The following is a 25115-nucleotide window of genomic DNA, read 5'->3' as shown; positions in this document are numbered from 1 at the left end:
ATTAAGTTCATATTGTTCACGGGAATAGGCGAGTGTGCTCGTGCTAAGCTGGATTGAGTTAACAAGGAAATGTTTCGATGTATCAACAAGCTCGCTTACCCAGCTACCGCGCAAGATTACTGTTGATAATGCTGATCTACAGCTTGATTCAGCTGAGCATTGTGGTGGTGACTAGCTATTGGTATGTCAGTGATTCTGAATACCAAGACAAGGGTGAGCGAGCGCTAGATGTTGCTAGAGTGGTGGCTAAACTGCCCGATGTAGTGAGCGCGGTTGCACGCAAAGATAGCGCTAGCCTGCAAACCTTAGCCGAAGAATTGCGCCGCACCATGGGCGCCAGCTTTATTGTGGTGGGAGACGCCAAGGGTATTCGCTTAGCCCACCCTAAAAGTGAACGGATAGGCAAACCCATGGTTGGGGGAGACAACCACGCTGCTTTGGTACTTGGCCAAGAATATGTGTCTCAAGCCAAAGGATCTTTAGGGGTATCGGTGCGCGGAAAAGTACCGGTGCGCAATAGCCAAAATGAGATTATTGGCATTGTCTCTGTGGGTTACTTGCTAGAAAAAATAGATGTGCAGCTACAACCTTATTTACACTTTATGGCGCTGTTAGTGATGGGGGTATTATCGCTAAATATGTTAATTGGCTGGTGGCTGGCTCAACGGATTAAAGATACATTGTTAGGTTTTGAACCTGAACAAATGACCCGCCTATATGCCGAGTTGCAAGCGACCTTGAATACCATTCGCGAAGGCGTTATAGCGATTAACCGTGAAGGCATTATTACTAACGTAAATGCCAATGCGATGCGCTTATTGGGTAAAGATGAACTCGGCCAGCCAACCAACCCCGTAGGCATGGCCTTGCGTGATTGGTTGCCCGATAGCGATATGGTGGAGTTGCTTGATCAACCACAGGCGCAAAGCGATGTAGAGCTGCTACTCAATGGCCACTTGGTGATTGCTAACCGGGTGCCAATGAATGATCACAATCAACGCTTTATTGGCATGGTATCGAGTTTTCGTCGTAAGGATGAAATTACCCTGCTGACCAAACAACTCTCGCAAATTAAAGCCCATTCCGAAGCCTTGCGGGTGCAAAACCACGAGCATGCTAATCAGCTCAATACCATTGCGGGTTTAATCCAGTTGGGAGAAGGTGACAAAGCCCTAGCGTTTATTGGCCAAGCCAATGATCAATTCCAAGAATTGATTCACTTTTTAATTGAAGCGGTAGATGATTCGGTGATTGCGGGTTGTATTTTAGGTAAGTTTCATCGGGCGAGAGAGCTGGGGCTAGCCTTAAGCATTGACCCTGATAGCAGTTTACGAGATTTACCCGAACATTGTGGTTCAGAGCAAATCGTTACCATAGTAGCTAATTTGCTGGATAACGCCTTTGAGGCCACTCGGCATAGTGAGAATCAACAAGCCGTAACATTATCAATGACTGATTTAGGTAACGATATCATCATTGAAGTGGAAGATTTTGCCGGTGGTATTCAAGATGCTTTACAGCCCAATATTTACAAGCAGGGCGTTACCACCAAAACCCAAGGCGACCACGGTATTGGATTATATTTGGTGAAAGAAACGGTGCAGATTTTACGGGGAAATGTAGAGTTTAGTAGTGATCAATCGGGAACACGTTTTACCGTATATATTCCCAAGCAGTTAAAGCAGGAGTAGCAATTTGATTCAGGTTCTTATTGTTGAAGACGACGCGGGTATTGCTGAAATTCATCGCCAGTATTTGCAGCGAGTTAGTGACTTTGACGTCTCGGGTATCGCCTTGAGTATTGCTGACGCAATGATTCACATTAATGCCAAGCCTCCACAATTATTGTTACTGGATGTCTACATGCCAGATGGTACTGGTTTAGAGTTACTTAAATATATTCGCAGCCAAGATTTGGCGATTGATGTCATGCTACTTACCGCCGCCAAAGAAGCATCCACTTTGCAAGAAGCCCTGCGCAATGGCGTGTTTGATTACATTCTTAAACCGGTGGTTTTTCCGCGGCTGCAGGAATCACTGAATAACTACAAAAACTATCTGCGTAGGCTTGACCAAAATAGCTCTTTTGAGCAGCAAGACGTAGATAAGTTAATGCCGATGAGCGAAGGCGCCACGGCAGAAAGTAAGAAGCGTTTACCTAAGGGGGTAGACGCGGTCACCTTAGATAAAGTACGCGGCTTATTTACCGAGCATCCGGCGTTAACCGCTGAGCTAGCGGGTAAAGAAATTGGCAGTAGTCGAACTACGGCAAGGCGATATTTGGAATACTTAGTGAGTTGTAATGAGTTAAGCCCAGAAGTGGCTTACGGTGCAGTAGGCAGACCAGAGCGGGTGTATCATCGGCTAAAGTGACTTAGCTATTTTGTGCTGTCTATTTTAACGAATCACATAACTGTTTAACTAAATCAATTTCATGCGTTAATGGCTTAAAAGGTGCCACATGATCAGCGATAGAGGCTCTTAGGTAGTCTGCTGCGACATACTCATAATACTGGGGTTCGATAGTTTCATGAAGTAAATAACTGGTTCTCGATTGTTTACTGAATGCCACACTGTAGATGGGTAACTCAATGTTATCTAATTGGCTTTCTCGATAAACTTTAAAGGTCTCTTTATTATTTGTGATGAAGTCATTTAGGTACGCTGACCAATCTGCATACCATTCTGAACCATCTGCTGTGGAGTTACCTATGATTGCAATTGCAAATCCTTGCCTATAGTCATCACATAGGTTTTGTTCTGTTGTTTTGATAGTGGTTACGGCTTGTCCACTGCACGCCACACATGCCAGAATTAACCCAATCAACGTTGCCTTATTCATTTAGTCATCCTTAATTTATATCACTAACGGTAATATATGATTGTTTGAGTTAGAGGTTTGGTTAAAAAAGTGCTTTGCTTCGTACTCAAATGTTGAGGCATCAAGTTTTCTGTCAAAATGTGGAGAGTCCATTTTTGAGAAATCTCCTCCCCAACGTAAGCCTGCTTTTTTCATGGCTGCAATAAAAAGCTTCGCTGAATTAGTAGCTTTTTGGGCTTTAAAAGTGGCACTAGTGTTCCAATTGCTGCCATCCACAATGTTAACATCTACAGCGTGACCAATGTAATGTTGGCTACGCTTTGCGGGTGTAACAACAGCACCTTTAGGTGGAATTCCTAACTGTCTTAATGATTGGTTTATGACGATCTTTAACCCTAACTTTTTAGCTTCGATGTTCATAGTCTTTATATAAGGCAGTAATGAAACAGATACAACAAACTCACCTTTTGTAACATGTTGATTTCTTAATAATTTAAAACTAGGGTTTAGCTCAATATTTGAGTAAGTAGTCGCTTTTAGGCGAATCAAATCACCCGTAGCTTGATAAGTATTGCTACTCCAAATAGCTAATTCTCGCCTAGTAGCTTTCGTTGTTTTACCCGATACAGCTTCATGAAATGTTGGTTTAACTGTAACGGTAGAGCCGTTTTTAATGCGGTAAGGAATAGTTTTCGCATTGCTTTGAAATAGCTTAAGAGCAAGATCCGTTTTGCCCCCAAAATCACCATCAACTTTGGCTACATATGTACCTACTTTCTTAAGTATAAGTTGTAGCTCTTCAACGTGACTATAAGTATCAGGGTGTGAAGAACCTCCCCATATTTTTTTCTTATCGTTATCACCACGGCGCAGCTCATACCCAGCAAAAAGTTCAAACTGCCCAGAAAGAACAGAGAAAAGTAGATTTGTTATCATACTAAGTCCATTTATTAGTGCTATTACTCTAATGAGGGTATTATCAATTTGTTGGGGTGGTTACACAATTAATTGTTTTTATTTGTATATTTTTGTTCGGAAAGGCTCGCCGTGGCGAGCCTTTTTAGTTTCTTTTTTAATTAGTTAGTTGCGCTATCTGCTTGGCTAGTCATGCTTGAGCCAAAGATAATACCTTGGTCATTCACAGCCATATTCATTTGCGCTTTAATGCGGTAGTCCTTTAAGTCTAATAACTCTTCTGGTACTTCTTCACCGCTCATTTCAATGCCGCTTATGATCGGTTCAAACATTTGCTGGTAATCAATGTACATGCTGATTAAGCCATTGTTAGCCACCGGCTCTGCTGCAAGTTGTTCACTAACTTCGGCTGCACGTTCGCCGTTAAACAATACAAGGTGGTTACCTTTAAGGGCGAGTTGAGGCTGAATGTTCATGCTTGGCGGAATGGGTAATAGGCCTGTTAGATCAACCGGGGTTCCGTCTGCAGGTAAGGTGATGCTGGCCAATTGTGGTGAGAATTGCTTAGCCATTTCAAACAACACTGCTGGGTTATCTGCCGATACACTTAAAATCGCGTCTAGGCTTTCCAGATCTTCTGGGCGGCTTATATCGGCTAGTTTGTAACTAAATACTGCCATGCCAACGCCTTTTAAGCCGTTTGCCATGCCCGTCATCATGCCCACCATGCCAGGGTTTTGCTGTTCCATGGCCATTTGCATCTCTTGTAGAGGCGCACATTGGTAACTTGGCTGGAGCATTTCTTCCCATACCGACAGTAGCGAGGGGACTAGTTGGTTTACATCAATCCCGTAGGCCATACTGAAAACAGCATCTTCGGTGTTTGAAGCGTAAGAAGGAATAAAACCACTCATCGATTGATAAGCCTTAAGCAATACGTTGTTATTACTCTCAACAACCATGCGCGCGCCAAAACTGCTTTCTTGCTCGGTAATGCTCAAGTTGTCAAAACCCATAACGGTTTTAGGCCAGTTGCTAACAATGGCACTAAATTCTTGGTCACAGGCAGGAGTGCGTAAATCTGCTAAGGCATTCTCATCACCGCTGGCTTGGGTAATTTTAGTCAGGTGTTTGGCCAATAAATTGCCGTCGCTGGTGGTTAACGCTTTAGCAATTACTTGGTGGTTTATAAAACCAATGCCGTCGTCGATAAAGTTGTGTTTAGTTAAGCTGTCTTGAATCAGTGTCGTATCGGCAATTGATTGGCTAGCCGGAGTCATTCCTAAGGCCATTTCTAACAGTTCACTATCGTTAAGTGAAGTATTAAGGGTAATGGTTAACAAGCCATTATTTACCGCTACCACTAGCTCAGCGCTGTCTTGGTCACCTTCATCACTTAATGGGTAAGTGCGGTAATCTAGCCCTTTTAAGTTTGCAGCTTTATGGCTGAAGCCACTTTGTTGCTCGGCATTGTCTAACCACGCCCAAATGGCGTCTGGCTTAGCCACTTCAACTTTAATCACTGGCACGGCGCCAAGGGTATACATGTAGCTGCGTATTTCATCGGCTAAACCAAAGGTATCTACAAAGGCTTGGCCGTCTTTAAGTGCCTCGCTGTAGCTTTTGAATAACGCGACAAAGAACTTACCACGAGGATCGCTAATGTCAGCATCGTCAAAGGCGTCTACTGGCAAGCTTTGGTAAGATCCAGATAAAGAGTTGATGTAGTTTTTCACCGGAAACGGCTTAAGGCTGGCTGAGAATATAGCCGTATCGGCAGGCACATAAGCCAATACGCCGCTGTCGGCTGTTGTTTGGTCTGCCTGTTGTGAATACCAATATCCGCCGGCTCCAGCACCAATAGCCAGTAAACCACCGGCGATAAGAACGTTCTTCATCTAAAACTCCATGTATTAATCGTTGATTACCTGTAGCTGAAACGCTCATGCTTCAACTTTAGGAAGAGGTAAATGGCGCTTATTAAATCATTGATAACCCGGCACTTCAATTACTAATAAAGTTAATAATTAAAGGGGTTTATGTTAACTAGTCGATTACTCTAATTAACTGGAAATCATCTATCCAGCCCCAGCTGTCTGCCGCTAAATCTAGATCTAGATTTAAGTTTAACTCTCCATTTTCTACTTTGATGGGCTGGGTGCTATAGCGTTGCCAATTGTTCCATCCTTTAGGCTCTATTTGTACGCTGCGTTCGGCTTTTGGCGTTACCGCCCGTAGAGCAATAGTGTCTTGTTTTAGTGGGCTTCCCATAACTTGAACACTTAATTCATAGAGGCCGGGAGGAAGGTTGGTAAGTTTTAGCGCTATTGTGGTGTTAAGGTCTGACTCGGCCCAGTAGTTAAGCGCATAATCACCGTTAAAAGCCTGCTTGTCACTGACCTTAATGGCTATGGGGGAAGGTGTATGCCAAGGCAATAAATTGCCACTTTCAAAGCTGGGGTTAGCCAGGAAATTTTCATTCTCAGAAACAAGCACTCGAGCGTGAACGGGTTGGCCATTAAGAGTGCTGCCTGTTAACTGATGTATTCCTGGCGCTAAGGATTTGGGCTGCTGCTCAAATGGCCAAGTTACGTTCACCTGTTTAACAGAATCATCGCTAAAAATAGCCATAACAGTAGTCGGTAATTGGATGTGTTGATTGCGGAAGAAGCTCAACTCAAGATCTTCAGTTTTGACTAGCTTAGCGAGGGCTGCTTGGGGTTTGCTCTCGCTAGAAAAAGCGTCAATAGATGGGAGTACCTGACCATTGATGTTAAAAAGTGCTTGGTTTTCCCACGCATTGCCGGCATCACTTATCCACCCCCCCCGTAACCAAGCTGGCTCCCAGTAAAATACGCCTACGCCTTTTTGTTCAGGGACATTTGCAACACTATTTATTACCGCGTTTAATGCGTTGGCTTGTCCTTTTTCTGTGGCTAAGAAGCCGCCATCAATTTGTTGCTGCTCACCAAAAATATTATCGGTGCTATCAAAATTTTCTAAGGTATAGGCGTAAGCTGTTTCGGCAACTAATACTCTTTTATTGTAGCGCTGGCTGATAGTATTTAGGTTGACTTGCAAATCCTCAATGCTGCCGTGCCAGTATGGGTAATAAGATACGCCGATAATATCGTAATCGAGCTTGGCTTGCGTAAAGGCATCAACAGTAGTGAGGTATTTATTGAGGTTAGTGCCGTCGGCCAAATGCAGCATGATGGGCAGTGAAGTTTGGGCTTGTAGTGCTGCATCTCTGCTTGCTTGAATACCTTGCTTAAGCAAGCTAATCGCCGCTGGGCTAGTGATGTTTTTACCTTGTGGCCACACTAAACCGTTATCAATTTCGTTGCCAATTTGCACCATGTCGGGAAAAACGGCGTGCTGCTGCATGTTGAGCAAGCTTTGGTGAGTAAATGTGTAAAGGGCTTGTTCACGCTCTAAGGGAGTTAGCTGTAGCCATTCGCCGGGCATCTTTTGATTACCCGGATCGGCCCAAAAATCACTGTAATGAAAATTGACTAGTACTTTCATATTGTGGGCTTTGGCCCGCTTAGCCAAAGTAATAGCGGTGGTTAAATCATTGTTTCCACCACCAATAGCGCCAACTATCTTTTTGCCGTTGGGGCTAACTTGTTCAGACCAATAAACGTTAGTGGGCTTATTCCACAGCCGGATCCGCACCCAGTTAATTTGATGATTACTGAGGATCTTGAAAATATCCTCGGCTTGACCTTGTTGGTTGTAAAACGTCACACCTTTAGCTTCAATTTCTAATAATGAGGAGATATCTACGCCGTTGATAAACTCGTTATAGTAAGTCGATGTATTTATATTGGTGCTAAGGCCTACGTTGTTTTTGAATGCAGCGGATTGAGATGTGTCACTGCTTTGGCAAGCAGTGACAATAAAGGGCAATAACAGTAAATAAGGGACGTTAAACAACTTGGTCATCGTCAACTCAAACAAGATAAACTAATGAGGATATTGGCAATTCTTGTTGATAGATGTTGTGAGCTAAGCGCTAATATTTGTTTTATTTACGATTTTTTCTAATTTGATATGTAGTTTCACATCTTATTGATTTTTATAATACTAAATGCTTAAATCCCGGCTTAGTGGTTTTCAGGGATGAAGTATGAAAAATGTAATTTTTTGTGTTGTTGCGGTACTTGGTTTGAACGGTTGTGCAATGACAGGGCCTACAGTGGAAGAAGTTGTTGCTACTTACCACACGGAATTGAATGCTCCACATAAAGAAACTATCCGTCAGAAGATTGTTGATAGCTGTTCTTTGGTTCGTTATAAGGATAACGATCTAGAGGGTGGCTGCTATCTATCGAGCGATGTAATAGTTTACGAGTTTAATATAACTAATAACCGTATTGAGTGGAGCCCACAAGCAGCTTCAACTATTACAAAATTGGCTCTTAGAGAAGTCTGTGAAGATGAAAACGAGGCACTTAAATACGGATTTGGCTTGTTAGTTAATCTCGAAGGGAAAAACGGTTTCGTGGGTAAACTAAAAAATTATAAAGATTGCGAAAATATCTAATTATTCTTTACCTTATTAAATGGGCTGACGCCTTTGCCTCAGCCTTATAATTTATAGATCGCTAGGCCAACTTGTCATGGCAAAGGTCGGCGTAGCCACTCCGCTTACATCTTCAAGCTCAACAGCAAATACACCGCCACTTAGCGGGTAGTCTCGGAGTTGTTGCTCACTCATGCCTTCGCTAGCGGTTACTATATAGAGTGTGCTTAAATCGGGGCCGCCAAAAGCACACTTGGTCACATTAAGTGCTGGAATCGCTATTTGTCGTTCGAGTTTTCCTTCTGGCGTATAACGGCTTACTTGTGCGCCATTGTAGTGAGCCACCCAAATATGCTGTTCGGCATCGATGGTGATGCCATCGGGGTTACCAAAGCTGCGATCTATTTCTAGCCAGTTTTCCAATTTAATGAGACTACCATCTTCAGCCAGTTTACTGCGTAAGATGCAGAAATTTTCAGTGTCTACAAAGTAGCCATAAGCTTGAGAAGGGCTAAACGTTGGACCATTGGTCACCCAATACTTGCCAGCCAGCGAGCTTAGTTTGAGATCTGGACTTAAGCGGTAAAACGAGCCTGAATCTTGTTTGAGTTGGCAATCCATTGAACCTAACCAAAGGTCGCCGTTTGGCGCTACCCAAGCATCATTAAGGCGATTATTAGGTAGCTGAGGTTCTGGGTCGATTAACGGGTAGCTGATGTTATTGCTTAGCAGCTTTATGCCGTCGGCATAAGTGGCGACAAAAGTACTCTGTTCACCCGGTATTTGAGTGGGCAAAATAGCGCTAATCATCGGTTTTTGTGACCAGGTTTGCTGTTGGCCGCTGGCTGGATGAAAACGGTGTAGGCTTTCTTTTAATATGTCGACCCAATACAAGGCTTGTTCTTGCTCAATCCAGATAACCCCTTCACCTAAACGGGCTTGAGCTGGCCAGATACATTCTACCTTGGGGTTACTGTTCATCGTTATGTCCTATACTAAATGCCCTTATAAGCGAGCATTTTCTCATTCAAGTCGTTTGTTAGCGATGGTAACACTTCTTAATTAGGGGATGATTTGTTTCATCAGTTTTCTACATTTTTGCGAGTTAGAGTTGGGCGTAAAGAGCATTTCTAAGGAAGGAGACCGTGCTGGTTTGTTTATGGTTAGCGTTACAGACAAAGCAACATTATCTTCATCGCTGAATGTATCGCTTAAAAGTTGTTTGTTTTGGATTTACATGAGGATGTGAAATCAGTTTGGAGGATTAAGCTAAATACGGATGGGCGGGTAGAGTATTTGTTTGTATTTTATTTTCTTGGTAGAGGTAGTGTTTGCTCTTTGGTTTATACGTGGTTATTAACTCTTTTGTATTCGTTTTTGGCAAAGTTAAATGCTGTTTTTTGTTTGACTTGTTAGTGAAAAAACCAAATAAAATTAATGATTTAAATCAATGTGCCTGTGGGTTGCTCTATTTTGTTAGTTCTTTGTTTTGTAGCATTGTTCTCTATTAGTTATCGGTGCTGTTAAATTCCGAATAGCTAGATGTAAAGAGTATTTTGTACAAGGAAAGTAGAGCGGTATGTTGAGTGCCTAAGTTTTACTCTCCCCTGAAGGTATTGAGGAGATAATTATGCAAAGAGAGCAGTGGGGCTCCCGGGTTGGCTTTATTATGGCCGCCGTGGGTTCAGCAATTGGATTAGGCAACATTTGGCGCTTCCCTTATATGGCGTATGAGAACGGCGGTGGGGCATTTTTTATTCCTTATCTGTTCGCTATGTTATCGGCGGGCATTCCATTTATGATCATGGAGTTCAGCCTTGGCCATAAAATGCGTGGTGCAGCCCCTCAAGTGTTTGCAAAACTAGGGCGAAGATTAGAGTGGTTGGGTTGGTTTCAAGTATTTATCGCGTTTGCGATTGCGGTGTATTACGTTGCCGTAATTGGTTGGTCTATTTCTTATCTTGGATTTTCATTTACCCAAAGCTGGGGTGCAGATCCCAATACCTTCTTCTTTAGCGAATACCTAAAGTTGGGCGACAACAGCCCTAGCAATTTGGGGAGTGTTCAGCTGCATATTTTAGTCCCGGTAGTGATTGCTTGGCTAATTACCTATTCAGCGGTATTTACCGGGGTTAAAGGTGGTATTGAGCGCGCCAGCAAAATAATGATGCCTTTGCTATTTGTTATGGTGTTGGGATTAATTGTTCGAATGGCCTTTTTACCTGGAGCGGTAGAAGGTTTGAACTACCTATTTAAACCTGATTTTAGCAAAATCTTAGACGCATCGGTGTGGTCTGCCGCTTACGGGCAAATCTTTTTCACCCTAAGTGTCGGGTTTGCCATTATGCTGGCTTACTCTAGTTACCTGCCAAAAGATTCCGATATTGCCAATAACGCCTTCATGACCGTGTTAATTAACTGCGGTTTCTCGATTATGGCTGGCATCATGATTTTCGGTATTTTGGGTTACATGGCTGATCAGCAAGGTGTTGCTATTACCGAAGTGGTAAAAGCTGGCGTAGGCTTAGCTTTTGTTACTATTCCTACTGCTATTAATCTCTTGCCTGCTCCTTATATCTTAGGGCCATTATTTTTCTTAGCCCTAACGGTAGCGGGTTTAAGCTCAATGATTTCTATTATTGAAGCGGTAACATCGTCGGTAATTGACAAGTTTGGTTGTGGCCGTAAAAAGGCGGCTACAGCAGTATGCGGCGTAGCCCTATTTGTTTCTTTAGCCTTTACTACCAATGGCGGCTTATTGTTATTAGATGTGGTTGACTACTTCATGAATAACGTGGGTATTCTTGGTAGTTGTTTCCTTGAGCTCATCATAGTGGGTTGGATGCTGAAAGGGTTACCCGATTTACGTGAATACAGTAATCAACGCTCAGAGTTCCGTATTGGGGCTTGGTTTAATGTGTGTTTACGTTTTGTTAGCCCGGCCATTTTGTTGGTTATTTTAGTGACCAACTTTATCTCTTTGATATCAGAAGGCTATGGTGGCTACAATCAATTTGATTTAATGACCTTTGGTTGGGGGCTCGTTGCGATTATGGTAGTGCTATCTATCATAGTAAGAAAACTACCTACTGCACCAGCAACACAGGAGTAATAACATGGAACTAAGTGCAATTATTATGATGGTTGTTGGTTTAGGGTTTACTTGGGGTGGGGCGGCTTTTTGTATCGCTAGAGCTATGAAGGCCAAGTAAGACTAAACACAACACTTTGAAACAAAAAGCCAAGCAACCTCGCTTGGCTTTTTTGTGGCTTAAAACTGATAAGTATAAGAAATGCTTGAAGTGGTGTTATGGCCATAATCGTCGTTGGATAAATTGACATTTCCACGAATACTTTGTTCTCGGTTGATGCGATAGCTTGCACCAATGCCACCCCAAATTGATTGATAATTATTAGATGCGACCGTTGTACCTAACCACGATACTAGCGACCATTGTTCATTAAAGGGACGAATGGCAAAACCACCAAGATAACCACCATAGTTGAGCTCACTGGTGTTTTTAGGATCAATCACCGACACTCCGCCCGTTGGAAAAACCATCCATTTTCCGGTATTCACACCAAACTCTGATAACGGCACATAGGTGCCCAAATTGTAACTAATGCGATCGGTATTGCCGTCTACATATAAATTAACAATGCCTTTTTCAAATAACCACGATCCTCCTAAGTACCAATCGTCACCGCTAGCATTCACTTTACCGCGTAACATGCGGCTATCGTCTAAACCTATTGAGGCATTAACGGTAAGCTCTCCGTCATAACCCACGCCTGCGCGCGTTACAATTTGAGTGGGATCTTCAATATGTTTTTCGCTAGCGCTTTGGCGCTCTTCAGCATTTAGTGTGCAGGCCCATAAAGTAAAGCAAGCAAAGAGAGCAAGGTATAAGGGGGCATTCATGGCGGCAAATGTAGTCACGTTGGCAAAAGGTGGCGCAATATATAGTAGCCGACGAGATAAAGAACTCATCTTGGCTAGTTGAATTAACTAACCGTTAAAAGTGACGCAAAGTGTGCGCTTTGTGCACTATAAGTCCGGAGTGTTTTGTTTAATATCATCTTGGCTGACTCGTTGTCTTGCATCTTCTGGTAGCTGATTAAGTAGGTTCACCACTTCTTTGGCTAACGCGCTTATTTGTTGATTACTATCACCCACCAACTCTTGGGCAAACGCCACATGAGAACCATTACCCGTAGCTCGTAAGGCCATTAAGGCATCGGCTCTAATCGATGCGTTAGGATCGTTAAGTAAGGGGTGGATTAACGGTACAGCCAAATAATTATTGGTTTGTGAAAGGGCATATAAGGCTTGGCTTCGCTGTTGATCTTGGTTGCTGTTAATGGCTTCTGATTGCTCGGCTACGTAGTCTTCAAGCAAACTATAGTCACCACGTTGGGCTAATACTTGAGCACTTATTCTACGAAGATTATCGTCATGTCCGTTGTCGTAAATGGCAGAAACTAAATAGTCAGGCAAGCTTTGTGGCTCTTGGCGCCATTCATAAATGATGCGAGAGAGCGCAGCCTGATCATTGGGATGTTCGCTAAGCAGCAAGGTGTTTATTTGCTCTTCTACGTCAAACGGGCTATTACTTGCGAGCTGGCGTAAGGCAGCAACCGTATCGCTGGCCGCTTGGTTGCTTGTGGCATTAGTCTTTATACCAATAGCGGCCTTATCTGTTTGTGCAGCGTTTGGTTGGGCATTGCTTGGTAGGTTTGCCTGGACGGTAATATTGCCAGTAGTTGGCTCACAGTGGGTAAGTAAAAGCTCTGCTTGCTGCGGTGAATGGCTAACTTGTTGTAATTGGACTTCCGCTAGGTGTAGTTTTTGACGCAGCTGTTTTAGGTCATCTTCCAGTTCGCTGATGTCTTGTTCGACCTCTCTGTTACAGCCGGTGTGTTTTGCGGGACTTAAAAAAAGTACCAAGGTGAGAACAGTGCTAGGGATGATTAATACTGCTGTTTTTAGTAAGCGCATTCAGCACGCCTTATTATTTTGCTTGTTTGTGAAATGCTTAATAAACATTAATAAAGAAACGGCCATAGGCCGTTTCTTTGAGTCATGCTAACTCGCCGAGTTTAGTTGAATTTAAACTGCTGATTACTGGCATTGTGACAATTGTACTGGTTTACGTTAGCGCCATTGTTTTGGTTGGAGCTACCTACTTCAATGCATTTGCTGCTGTGTTTAGCTTGCATAGTGAACCAACCACCGCCCTGATCGTACAGTTTGAATTGTTGGTTACCGCCGTTATGACAGGCATATTGATGAATGTTGGCTCCATTGTTAGTAGAAGGTCCCGCCACGTCTAAACACTTGCTGCTATGCTGGGCTTGAACAGTGTACCAACCACCACCTTGACTGAAGAAACGCCATTTTTGGTTGTTGCCGCCGCCACAATCATATTGCTGAATATTCGCGCCGTTGTTGTTACTTACACCCGCCACGTCTAAACATTTTTTACTGTGTTTAGCTTGTAACTTAACTGCGTAATTAGGAGGGGTAACAGTAGAACCGTTGCCACCGCCATTGTCACCACCACCGTTATCACCGCTGCCGCTTTCGCCAACGGTGATATTTGAACTACCGCTGCTTTGGTAACCCTCGGTACCCATTACCATGTAGTCAAAGCTGCCTAGCTGGAGGCCACTACGACCCCAGGCATCAAAGTGATTGCCGGTGGTAATGGTTCCGCTTGAGCGTTTGTTACGGCGAATACTCCAGTACTGATAGAAGGTTGCATTGCCAACAATAGAGGGTTTATTAACTCGCTGAGTGCGATATAAATCGTAGGTGCCACCATCGGTGGTTACGGTGCCTAGATTTTGAGCGCCAGTGCTAGGGTTATAACCAATCCAGTTTTCCACTACGTAGTATTCAACTAGTGGGTTACGCGTCCAGCCATATAATGCTAAGTAACTGGTGCCATTGGCTTGGTAGCTGCCCGAATAAGTCACATTTTTGCGACCGCCTGGCTTCCAACCTTTTCCGCCAACCCAGTTTTTTACATTCGACCAGCGTGATGAATAATTACCGCCGTTACCTAGAGTGAACGAGGCTTCATTACTGCCATTGTTTTCTGACCAAAATGAATAGAAGTAACCATTGTGGTAACCGGTTTGGTTGCTCGTTAGTGTTTGTGCTTGAACCGGTGACACTGAAATGATGGCGGCGCAAGCAATTGTTGTTACTAGGCCTTTTATACTTAGCACTTCTTTTGCGGCGTGGTGCAAGGTTGACGCTATGGTTGTATTCATTGTTATTCCTCTTGGGATTGCCCAAATGAATCGAAGAACTACAAGGCTTCGCTCATCCATGTTTTTAGAGGCGCTGGTTTATCTACAACGCTTCGATTTAGTGTTTAACTAAATTGGATTGAGCCTCCTCCCCCTTTAGGTGAAGTAATACAGCTGCGAACACCGCTTTATTTCGTAGTTACGCTACTTGTGGCTGTCCAGCTCACCGTTTGCGGTGAGACATTATTTAGTCATTGTTTACACTATTCACTTCATGTGTTTTGTTAGCGCTAACATTTTTGCTTGATTTTAGGCCCAAATATTTTGGTTTAGGTAATTAAAGTCCAAGCTCACTCTTGATGTGAGTGATTTTTAAACGCTTGCAGATTAAAGCCCTGAGACTTGAATGGGTCAAGCCTATGGGTGGAGCTTTAACTTGAACAAAGCGGGTAGGGCGGGATTAAACTTCGATCTGCTTCACGAAAAAGCGAGGATTACTATTATTGAGTTATGATGTTTTAAAGATGAAGTTTTGATTCATTGACCGCTCATATCGGGGCTTTAGCTAATCAATATTAAAAGTGAAGGGCAATAGAGAGAGAAAATAATGTGCAAAATTTCGCATGGATTAACAATTTTTCACTTTAGTGATAATAATGTGTTTAATGAAGGTTTTGCATAATTGGGAGTGAAAAAACATGAGTGTCTAAGTGGCCACTTAAATGCCTAAGTTCAGACAGTATTCGCCGAGCAGAATTTGCTCGGCTTTTGATTTATTGGCTATTTAGCCTGTTTAATTCCTATATTTTTATACGTGACTTGGCTAATGGCTAAGCCTTGCCAGCTCTTTAACGCTTCAGCTTTACTCTCTTTGGCATAATAGAAATAAGGCTGGCGCAATACAGCTTGGTCGGCGGGCATGGCAAAGTATAAACGAGCACTTTCTCCGCTCAGTTGGGCGCTGGTGAGGTAGGCGACTAATGCGTGCTCCAACGCGTGATAATCACTTTTCCAAAGATGTATTTTCAGCCCTTGATTAGCCACCGGGTAGGTGCCACCATCTTTGGCAACAAAACGGTCAAACCATTGCGGATAAGTGCTAACTAAATACTGCTGAGCATTGGGGTCTACCAAGGCTAAACTGGCTGCCGATTGGTCGAGTTCAGCATATTCCCACCAGATAGCGGGCGCGCCATTAGGGAGCCGCCGCCAACCGCCGTCGCCTTGCTCAATAAACGCTGCGGCTAAGGTGTCTTGTAAGCCTTGTTGGCTTAGTTTGGCAAGTTGCTGTTTACCTAAATACTCAGCGGCTAGCCAACTCATCCACCACGATTTAGCGGTGTGCCCATAATCGTTATGGCGAGAGGAGTCGAGTTGGTAATCTGCACCGTGTTTAGTCCCCCAAAATCGATGATCTTGAGGGCGTAAAAACTGACTCATTATGGTGTCTAACAGTTTACCTAAATCAGCATCCCATTGGCTTTTGTGTGGCTCTGGTAACAGTGGAGCAATCAGCAACATATACGCATTGATTTGATCCAATTGAGCCACTAACTCTATCTCTTCACCACTGCCATTATTAGACGGCGCGTTTACCCAGCGAAGTCGTTGAGCTTGCTCATCCCAGTATTGTTTAAAAATATAATCCTTAACTTTAAGTAAATCGGCAAGCACCTGTGTGTCGCCACTTAAGTAATAATAAAAGGCCATACCAAGCTGGGCATAGGCTAAATCTTGGGTGGTACGCTGCTTGGCAGAGAATTTAGATTGGCCGTTTTCAGTTACGCTAACCACCGAGCCTTGCTCTTCGAGTAAATGATTGCGTAAATAATCTACGCCTGCTTTAGCCAGCTCTAAGGCTTGTTTATCGCCGGTTAAGTGAAAAATAACGCCATATACAAAAGTATGTCGCGCTTGCATTCGCGTGTAGCTTTCAGCGAGATGAGGTTTCATCCAATCGGGTGCAAAGGCTAAATCGTTGCAAGGATCTACAGCTTGATACAAAGATCCGTCGTTACAGCGAAAGGTAGGGAAGTTGCCCATGGGCTCACCAGCAGCATCTTGATGAAGCCAAAAGGGTGCAAGTTCGTTTTCAACACTGTCTAACCAACGTTGCGGCGAAGGAATGGCGTTATTCGCTGCTTGGGCATTTCCTCCCGCCAACAAACAGACACTGAGTAATACTCGTTTCATAGGCTAACCCCTTTAGCGCATTGAATATTAGCTAATTTTAGCTAACAGCAAAAAGAAAAAATCAGCGTTAAAGCACAGTTTTAATAGGGTTATTTATATTTGTATCAAGAAAAAGCGATAGCAAGCTGCTATCGCTTTGGTTGGGTTAACCGCCCTGTTTAAACTGCTTGCTACTGTTTTGAACTCGTCGGTAGAACTTTCCTAGTTCTTTATCGGCAAATCGCCTTTCAGCAATGCTAGCGGCGTTAAACTGCTGTTCGCGCATTAGCTTTTGATAATTAATCAGTCGGCGCTCTTCTAATTCACCCTTGTTAATCGCCAGCCTAACTTGGCAGCCAGGTTCGCTGTTGTGTTGGCAATCACCAAACTTGCACTGTTGAGCTAATTCAGTGATGTCATTAAAGGTGGCGTTTACCCCCTCTTCACAATCGCTAAGTTGTAACTCTCGCATGCCCGGTGTATCTAGCAATAATCCGCCTTTGGTCATTAAATGCATAGCGCGAGCAGTAGTGGTGTGACGACCTTTACTATCAGCTTCTCTAATGGCTGCGGTTTCACTGCTTTGCTCACCTAACAGGGTATTGATTAAGGTTGATTTACCAACACCAGAAGATCCCATAAACGCCACTGTTTGGCCTTGTTTACACCAGGGCTCTAGTTTGGCAACGTCTTGAGTATCAAGCGCATTTACTGCTTCAACCAGTAACATGGGGTCTAACAGTTGTACCTGTTGAACATAGTGCGGTACGTCGTTGCAAGTATCGGCTTTACTTAACACTACTACTGGGTCAACGTTAGCGTCGTTAGCCATTGCTAAATAGCGTTCTATACGACTTAGGTTAAAGTTGTTGTTTAAGGAACAAACAATAAACACCGTATCTACGTTAGCGGCAATTAGCTGCAATTCAGCGCGTGTACCTACTGCCTTTCGACTAAATAAGGTCGCCGGATCTAAGTGTTTACAAAACCTAGGCTCGCCATTGTTTTCATCTAACAGTAGCCAGTCACCCACTGCCATCTTAGGCATGTTAGGTGTAATGCTAATACGTTGCATGGCAGTTTCAGTTGCTACCACGTATTCACTGCGGTGTTGCTCAAATACGCGAGCAGGTATACACGAATCAAGTTCGTCTAAAGTAAGTTGTTGTTGAAAAAAGGGTTTCCATCCAAGTTGAGATAGAGAAAAAGAATTACCCATTGAGATTACCCCAAGCACACTGGTGCTATGTAAAAATAATATAGGGGTCGTTATTACGCCCCGGTGATTACCGGGCTGAGCAGGAGAGAGTTATTACGCTTGTTCCTGAGCCCGTGGAGTGTTGATTACAATCATTTTGTATCCTCGCTATTGACTAAAAATCGCTTAAATAATATCAAAAAATGAGTGCTACACCCATAATTACTTGAATAGTGATTGAGATAAATCTGGTCTAGGCAAAGAGGAACCAAAAATACTTAGGCTGTTTAAAACGTTTTTGTTGGTAAATGCGTATAAATAGCAAAGCCTTAGCGAATATTGCGGGCAAAAGAGGAGTAGCGTTAACTATGCATTATTTTCGAGCTGCGCATGAGCGTGGATCTGCAGACTTGGGATGGCTTAAAAGCCAACACAGCTTTTCATTTGCTAATTATCATGATCCTCAGCATATGGGATATTCAGTGCTACGGGTGATAAACCAGGACCAAGTCGCGCCTGGTAAAGGATTTGATACTCACCAACATCGCGATATGGAAATTATCTCTTACGTTACCAAAGGTGCGGTTGAGCATATCGATAGTATGGGTAATAAGTACCAGGTGCCAGCTGGAGACATTCAAGTGATGAGCGCAGGCACTGGTGTCAGTCACTCCGAATACAATGCCAGTAGCTCTGATGCCTTGGAGTTTCTACAAATTTGGATAAAGCCACAACACAATGGATTAGCCCCCCGTTATCAGCAGGCTACTATCCAGCAAGATTCAATGCTTACCGCGTTAGTGACACCAGACGGCCGCGATGGCTCATTGGTGATGCAGCAAGACGCAGCCCTTTATCGTTTGGTGCTAGCACCAGATCAATCTTTTGAGCTTGAAGTGATGAAAGCCTGTGGTTATTTGCAGGTAATAAGTGGCGCGGCAAATTTGCAGCAGCTTTCTGGTTCTGCCCACACGGTTCGACCTGGTGATGGAGTAGGGGTATCAGGAGAGCAAGCGCTAACTATCACGACAGAAAATTATTCTTTAGAAGCGCTTTGGTTTGATTTGCCGAGTGCATAAACACTCACTCTGAATGAGTTTGCTAACGCTAGTTAGCATGACGATAGTAATTCGATGCACATAAACCTCTTTGGAGTGTTGTTTACGGAGGTTTGTTAGCGCTCACATTTTTGAAAGCTTGCTCACAGTTTCAATCCAAATGTGTACAATTTCCCACACTCTCTAATGATAAATTACATTTTAACTTGGGCTTTGTCGCTCAGCTGCTATGGTTCTGGCTGCATAAAAATCTAACAACAGCAAAATTACTTACATTTTTGAGAGGGTATTTGTGGGGGCGCTTATCGCGTTTTAGCAGGCTTTTACCGCTCATGTTAACCACTATTTTGAGGATAAAGGAATGATCTTTAAACCTTACGGACTTGCTGTGTTGAGCGCTGCATTAATATCGCCACTAAGCTCAGCTGAAGTCTTACAAAAATTTGAGTTAGAAAATGGCAGCTTACTGCCAGGTTACTCAAGTGCCATCGATAGCCCATTTAATGGTATTGCTGCTTATGCTAATAACGATGGCGTAGAGGTTCAAGCTCAATTAAGTAATGTTCCAGGGCAGTTTAGGCTCGATATTCGCGGGGCGAGTAGTGCCAATAATGCCGCAGGTATTAGTGTGTATTTGGGCGACAAAAAACTCGGCTCTACCGAGTTTTCGGGTACGGCCGCATCGGTAAGCAGTATCAACTTCAAGTTAGATGCACAAACCAGCTCATCAACCTTACAGTTTAAGTTAGAAAGCGATAACGGTAGCAATGACACCTATTTAGATTGGTTTGAATTGCACCGTGTTGGAGATATAGCGTCGCTTCCTGCTGCTCCTGTATTACCAAATACTGGCGCTTATGAGAGCGGTATTTACCGAAATTTGTTCCAAGAACTCGGCTATTCTAAAGCCGAAGTGGATGCCAAAGTACAAGCGGTTTACGACCAGTTATTCCACAGCACCGATACGACCAATCAAGCTATTTTCATCCCAGTTGGCAATGATATGGCCTATATCTGGGATGTCGGTAATAACGATGTGCGCAGTGAAGGAATGTCTTACGGCATGATGATGGCGGTACAAATGGGCCGTCAAGAAGACTTCAACAAATTATGGAAGTGGGCCCATACCTATTCACTCAATAAATCAGGCAATAACAAAGGTTACTTTGCCTGGAAAGTGAGTACTGCGGGTAATGTGCAAGATGCCAACCCTGCACCAGATGGTGAAGAATACTTCGCTACCGCGCTGTTTTTTGCCTCTAATCGCTGGGGCGATGGAAGCGGTATTTACAACTACCGTGAGCAAGCCAACCAAATCTTAAAAGATATGTACGGTAACGGCCAAACTCGCTACAACAACCAAGGCCAGTTAGAAGAGTTCAGTTTGTTTAGCCATGAAGACAAACAAATTGTATTTTCTCCTGCCACGCCAAGCGATAGAAATTGGACAGACCCTTCTTACCACTTGCCTGCGTTTTACGAGTTATGGGCGCGTTGGGCGGATAACAACAACAGCTTTTGGGCTGACTTAGCGCTTACTAGCCGCGCGTTTCTAAAAACCACAGTGAATGCAGAGAATGGCTTGAGTCCTGATTATGCTTATTTTGATGGTCGCCCACATGGCGAGTTTCAAGCGCATAAAGTGACCTTCCAATACGATGCATGGCGCACCGTGGGTAATGCGGCCATGGACTTTGCTTGGTGGAACAATGACCCATGGCAAACCACTTATGTGAATAGTTTACAAACCTTTTTTAAAGGTGAAGGTATTGATTCCTACTCAAGCTTGTATGAGTTAAATGGCACACCTTATCAAGGCAACTCTGACCATTCACCGGGTTTGGTGGCAATGAATGCGATGGCCAGTTTGGCATCAGATAACCAACGCTCTTGGGAGTTTGTACAAGCGCTATGGGATACGCCAGTACCAAGTGGTAAATGGCGTTATTACGATGGCACTTTGTATATGTTTGGTATGTTGGCACTGAGTGGTAATTACCAAATTATCTGCCCAGCAGGAGAGTGTGATGCGGTAACTCCTCCGCCAGTGGGTAACCGCCCACCAGTGGCTGTTAACGATAGCGCAAGCACCCAGCAGGATACGCCAGTAACGGTAGCGGTGCTAAACAATGATAGAGACCTAGACGGCGATAGCCTAAGCATTGCTAGCTTTACTCAGCCAAATAATGGTGCAGTAAGCCAAGTGGGTGATACCTTAAATTACACGCCTAATAGTGAATTTTTTGGCGAAGATAGCTTTAGTTACACTATTACTGATGGCGAAGAAATCGCCAGCGCTAATGTGACAATTGTGGTGCAAGATTCTAGCGTAAATAATCCGCCAAGCGCATGTTTTAGTGTTAGTAGTGAAGCAGCAACTGTTGGCCAAACTGTGAGTTTTGATGCTGCATGCTCTAACGATGTAGACAATGACAGCTTAAGTTTTAGCTGGGACTTTGGCGATACCAATGGCTCAACCGGTGCAGCTGCTAGCCATAGTTACGCCAGCGCAGGAACTTACCAAGCAAAGTTAACGGTAACTGATGCTAATGGTGGCAGCGATAGTTTCACCTCTAGCATTACTGTGACGAGTGCAGGTAGTGGCGCTAGTTGTAGCTATAGCATTGATAATGAATGGAATAGTGGCTTTGTTGCCAGTATTACAATTGCTAACAATGGCAGCGCGGCAATTAATGGCTGGGAAGTGAACTGGGCTTATGCAAACGGCTCAACAGTGACCAACAGTTGGAATACCCAACTTGTTGGTACTGACGCGTACACCGCTAGCTCATTATCTTGGAATTCTACTATTCAACCGGGTCAAACGGTGAGCTTTGGAATGCAAGGTAACAAAGGTGTAGTGAATACGCCAGCAGAGTTAGTTACCGTGAATGGTACGGTATGTAACTAACATAAAGCTGTAACAACTATGTTATTAAACAAAGGGAGGCCGCGGCCTCCCTTGTTATTTTTATTTAACACAATACCGCTTTAAAATACCTTAAAATCCTTACTTCTAGATTTGGAATGCTAATTGTTAGCGTTAACAATTTGTTAATGTCGGTCACACTTTCGGATGTTTTTTGTACGATCTTTCTTTTGTGTCTAACGTTAGTTGCCATTTTCTCTTGGCGGTTTCTTAGTCGCTGCTATGGTCTGTGCGGCATATAAAACTAATAACAGCTAGCTCTTCCAACTGATGAGCTAAATAGCAGGTTTAGCCAAATAATATTTTGGCACTTGCTCACTATGCAGACACAAGATATGAGGATAAAAGGAATGATCTTTAACAAAACAGTGCTAACGGTGCTGAGCTTAGGGCTATTGTCGCCGCTTTGCTCAGCCGAGTTATTGCAAAAATTTGAGTTAGAAAATGGCAGCTTATTGCCGGGTTACTCCGGAACTATCGACAGCCCATTTAACGGCGTTGCGGCTTATGCTAATAACGATGGAGTAGAAGCCCAAGCCCAACTGAGTAATGTACCTGGGCAGTTTAGGCTAGATATTCGCGGAGCCAGCAGTGCGAATAATGCCGCTGGCATCAGTGTTTACTTGGATGGGAAAAAGCTAGGGGCGACTGAGTTTTCAGGAACCAGTGCATCAGTTAACAGCATTACCTTTAAGCTTGATAGCCAACCTACTAACTCAACCTTACAATTTAAGCTTGAAACCGATAATGGCAGTAACGATACCTTTTTAGATTGGTACGAGTTACACCGAGTGGGTGACATAGCGGCACTTCCTGGTGCGCCAGCGCTACCAAGTGCCGGTGCCTACGACACTGGCGTGTATCGTAATATGTTCCAAGAATTAGGATACTCTGCTGCCGAAGTAGATGCCAAAGTTCAAGCTGTTTACGACCAACTATTCCATAGTAGTGATACTGCCGATAAAGCCATTTTCATCCCAGTAGGTAACGATATGGCTTACATCTGGGATGTGGGTAATAACGACGTACGCAGTGAAGGTATGTCTTACGGGATGATGATGGCGGTGCAAATGGGTCGCCAAGATGATTTCAATAAACTATGGAAGTGGGCCCACACTTACTCGCTCAATAAATCAGGTAATAACAAAGGTTATTTTGCCTGGAAGGTGAGTACTTCAGGAAACATTCAAGATGCTAACCCTGCGCCAGATGGTGAAGAATACTTTGTAACTGCGCTGTTCTTTGCTTCAAACTTATGGGGTGACGGTAGTGGTATTTTTAACTATCGTGAACAAGCTAACCAGATCTTGAAAGACATGTATGGCAATGGTGAGACGCGTTATAACAACCAAGGCCAGTTAGAAGAGTTCAGCTTGTTTAACCATGCTGAAAAACAAATTGTATTCTCTCCTGCCACGCCTACCGACAGAAACTGGACTGATCCGTCTTATCACCTGCCCGCTTTTTATGAGCTATGGGCACGTTGGGCCGATAACAACAACAGTTTTTGGGCTGATTTAGCTGTGACCAGCCGAGCTTTCTTAAAGTCTACCGTTAATCCGGCAAATGGCTTAAGTCCTGATTACGCTTACTTTGACGGCACACCACATGGCGATTTTCAACATTGGAAAGATACTTTCCAATACGACGCTTGGCGCACTGTAGGTAATGCCGCAATGGACTTTGCTTGGTGGCAGAATGACCCATGGCAAACCACCTATGTAAATGCTTTACAGAGCTTCTTCAAGGGTGAAGGTATAGACTCCTACTCAAGCTTGTATGAGCTAAATGGCACACCATACGAAAACAACTCTGATCATTCTCCTGGTTTAGTATCGATGAATGCTGTGGCGAGTTTGGCCTCAGACAATCAGCGTTCTTGGGAATTTGTTCAAGCGCTTTGGGATACCCCGGTACCAAGTGGTAAATACCGCTATTACGACGGTACCTTGTACATGTTTGGTTTCTTAGCGTTAAGTGGTAACTACCGAATTATTTGTCCTGCGGGTGAATGTGACGTGGTGACGCCTCCACCATCTGGTGGCAATAACCCACCAACAGCCAACAACGATAGTGCTTCAACAACTCAAGATACTGCGGTAAGTATTTCAGTATTGCAAAACGACAGTGATGCCGATGGTGATGCATTATCACTGACTAGCTATACCCAAGCGGGTAACGGCAGTGTTAGCCAAGTTGGCAATGCACTGAGTTACACGCCTAATGGTGGTTTTGTTGGCAGCGACAGCTTTGGTTACACCATTAGTGATGGTCAAGCTAGTGCTAACGGCACGGTAACCGTTACGGTTAGCGCTAACGATGGTGGCGGTAACCCAACTAATCCACCGGTTGATGGTGAGTTGCTTGAACAGGCGCAATTTGAAGATGGTGTTATTTCACCTTCTTATCGTCAGCCTATTACCTCGCCGTATGCAGGCGTAATCCTTTATGGAAACTCTGAATCGGTAACGGTAAACAGCAGTAATTTATCTGCTGGCGACTATAGCTTGGTGATCAACGGCTCTTCAAGCAATAACACTGCTGCAGGTATCAGCATTTATGCTGACGCGCAAAAAGTGGCTACAGCTACCTTTAGTGGTATTACTCGTACAGTGCAAACAGTCACCTTCAGCTTAGCCAGCAATGCTAGCGCGTTGAAGTTTGTATTGGAAAGCGATGTAGGCCAAAACGATACCTTGCTTGATTGGTACAAGCTATACAGCGGTAGCAGCACCGGTGGTGATACTGGCGGCGGTAATCCTAGCACGCCAAGCGAAGTGCTTGTACAAGCTGAGGACTACACCCAGTTCTACGATACCACTAGTGGCAATGCGGGTGGCAGCTACCGTAGTGACGATGTTGATTTGCAAATGACCTCTGATGTAGGTGGCGGTTACAACGTAGGTTGGACGGCAGCGGGCGAATGGTTAGAGTACAGCGTAGATTTAGCCGCTGGCACTTATACTGTTGATGTTCGAGTTGCTTCAAGCCCTGGTGGCGGTAGCTATAACCTTGAGTTGGCTGGTCAGCAAATTGTTGGTATTACCAGCGTAAGCGCAACGGGAGGGTGGCAAAACTGGCAAAGCCAAACCACCAATAACGTTGTGATTAGCGGTGGCAGCCAAACTCTGCGTATTAATATTCTTCAAGGTAACTTTAACCTTAATTGGATTAAGTTTACTCCAGTGAATTAAGCCTTAACCTTAGGCTTTAGATGTTAAGCATGGCAGCTGTAT

The 25115-nt window shown here is 43.9% G+C and carries 18 protein-coding genes; 8 read left to right on the top strand and 10 right to left on the bottom strand.

The features are described from left to right. Positions 1–77 precede the first annotated feature (77 nt). Positions 78–1691 (top strand): sensor histidine kinase, encoded by a 1614-nt coding sequence (locus tag FFR00_RS03785; protein WP_137672043.1) that lies wholly within the window; start codon positions 78–80, stop codon positions 1689–1691. 4 nt (positions 1692–1695) lie between these two features. Then, on the top strand, positions 1696–2373 hold the full coding sequence (locus FFR00_RS03780) for a response regulator (RefSeq protein ID WP_137672042.1): 678 nt from the start codon (positions 1696–1698) through the stop codon (positions 2371–2373). Between the two features lie 19 nt (positions 2374–2392). Here the strand turns inward: FFR00_RS03780 and FFR00_RS03775 are convergent, their stop codons facing one another. The 4 genes from FFR00_RS03775 to FFR00_RS03760 form a co-directional block, all read right to left on the bottom strand. Then, positions 2393–2842 (bottom strand): hypothetical protein, encoded by a 450-nt coding sequence (locus FFR00_RS03775; RefSeq protein ID WP_137672041.1) that lies wholly within the window; start codon positions 2840–2842, stop codon positions 2393–2395. 15 nt (positions 2843–2857) lie between these two features. After that, complete coding sequence (locus tag FFR00_RS03770; protein WP_137672040.1) at positions 2858–3757, bottom strand: M15 family metallopeptidase; 900 nt, start codon at positions 3755–3757, stop codon at positions 2858–2860. A gap of 140 nt (positions 3758–3897) precedes the next feature. After that, on the bottom strand, positions 3898–5634 hold the full coding sequence (locus tag FFR00_RS03765; protein ID WP_137672039.1) for a hypothetical protein: 1737 nt from the start codon (positions 5632–5634) through the stop codon (positions 3898–3900). A gap of 148 nt (positions 5635–5782) precedes the next feature. Further along, positions 5783–7684, bottom strand: coding sequence for a glycosyl hydrolase 53 family protein (locus FFR00_RS03760; protein WP_137672038.1), 1902 nt, complete (start codon positions 7682–7684; stop codon positions 5783–5785). Between the two features lie 184 nt (positions 7685–7868). On the opposite strand from FFR00_RS03760, the gene FFR00_RS03755 reads away from it, so the two are divergent. Next, positions 7869–8285, top strand: a complete 417-nt coding sequence (locus FFR00_RS03755; protein ID WP_137672037.1) for a hypothetical protein — start codon at positions 7869–7871, stop codon at positions 8283–8285. A 51-nt stretch (positions 8286–8336) separates the two neighbouring features. Here the strand turns inward: FFR00_RS03755 and FFR00_RS03750 are convergent, their stop codons facing one another. Next, positions 8337–9245 (bottom strand): SMP-30/gluconolactonase/LRE family protein, encoded by a 909-nt coding sequence (locus tag FFR00_RS03750; protein WP_137672036.1) that lies wholly within the window; start codon positions 9243–9245, stop codon positions 8337–8339. 649 nt (positions 9246–9894) lie between these two features. On the opposite strand from FFR00_RS03750, the gene FFR00_RS03745 reads away from it, so the two are divergent. Continuing rightward, positions 9895–11376, top strand: coding sequence for a sodium-dependent transporter (locus FFR00_RS03745; RefSeq protein WP_137672035.1), 1482 nt, complete (start codon positions 9895–9897; stop codon positions 11374–11376). Positions 11377–11380: 4 nt separating this feature from the next. Beyond that, positions 11381–11476 (top strand): MetS family NSS transporter small subunit, encoded by a 96-nt coding sequence (locus tag FFR00_RS03740; RefSeq protein WP_137672034.1) that lies wholly within the window; start codon positions 11381–11383, stop codon positions 11474–11476. Between the two features lie 59 nt (positions 11477–11535). Here the strand turns inward: FFR00_RS03740 and FFR00_RS03735 are convergent, their stop codons facing one another. From FFR00_RS03735 to rsgA, 5 genes are all read right to left on the bottom strand, one after another. Continuing rightward, a complete protein-coding gene (locus FFR00_RS03735; RefSeq protein ID WP_137672033.1) occupies positions 11536–12255 on the bottom strand; it encodes a hypothetical protein in 720 nt (239 codons plus the stop codon). Between the two features lie 57 nt (positions 12256–12312). Next, the gene (locus FFR00_RS03730) at positions 12313–13263 is read right to left on the bottom strand and encodes a HEAT repeat domain-containing protein (protein ID WP_137672032.1); all 951 of its coding nucleotides are present in this window, start codon (positions 13261–13263) and stop codon (positions 12313–12315) included. Positions 13264–13364: 101 nt separating this feature from the next. Then, the gene (locus FFR00_RS21700) at positions 13365–14543 is read right to left on the bottom strand and encodes a glycoside hydrolase family 11 protein (protein WP_161985083.1); all 1179 of its coding nucleotides are present in this window, start codon (positions 14541–14543) and stop codon (positions 13365–13367) included. A 759-nt stretch (positions 14544–15302) separates the two neighbouring features. Continuing rightward, entirely contained in the window at positions 15303–16715 is a 1413-nt protein-coding gene (locus FFR00_RS03720; RefSeq protein WP_137672031.1) for a hypothetical protein, read from the bottom strand. Positions 16716–16860: 145 nt separating this feature from the next. Next, entirely contained in the window at positions 16861–17913 is a 1053-nt protein-coding gene (gene rsgA / locus FFR00_RS03715) for a ribosome small subunit-dependent GTPase A (protein WP_137672030.1), read from the bottom strand. 347 nt (positions 17914–18260) lie between these two features. Here rsgA and FFR00_RS03710 point away from each other — a divergent pair, with 347 nt between their 5' ends. From FFR00_RS03710 to FFR00_RS03700, 3 genes are all read left to right on the top strand, one after another. Further along, positions 18261–18971: a pirin family protein gene (locus FFR00_RS03710; RefSeq protein ID WP_137672029.1), complete on the top strand. Its 711-nt coding sequence runs from the start codon at positions 18261–18263 to the stop codon at positions 18969–18971. Between the two features lie 340 nt (positions 18972–19311). Next, positions 19312–21861 (top strand): glycosyl hydrolase family 8, encoded by a 2550-nt coding sequence (locus FFR00_RS03705; protein ID WP_137672028.1) that lies wholly within the window; start codon positions 19312–19314, stop codon positions 21859–21861. Between the two features lie 368 nt (positions 21862–22229). After that, positions 22230–25073 (top strand): glycosyl hydrolase family 8, encoded by a 2844-nt coding sequence (locus FFR00_RS03700; RefSeq protein ID WP_137672027.1) that lies wholly within the window; start codon positions 22230–22232, stop codon positions 25071–25073. Positions 25074–25115: the final 42 nt, after the last annotated feature.

The sequence above is a fragment of the Agarivorans sp. Toyoura001 genome (assembly GCF_005405585.1).
In the GTDB taxonomy this organism is placed as follows: Bacteria; Pseudomonadota; Gammaproteobacteria; order Enterobacterales; family Celerinatantimonadaceae; genus Agarivorans.
Note: the sequence above shows the minus strand (reverse complement) of the source record. Positions and strands in the feature narration are given on the sequence as shown.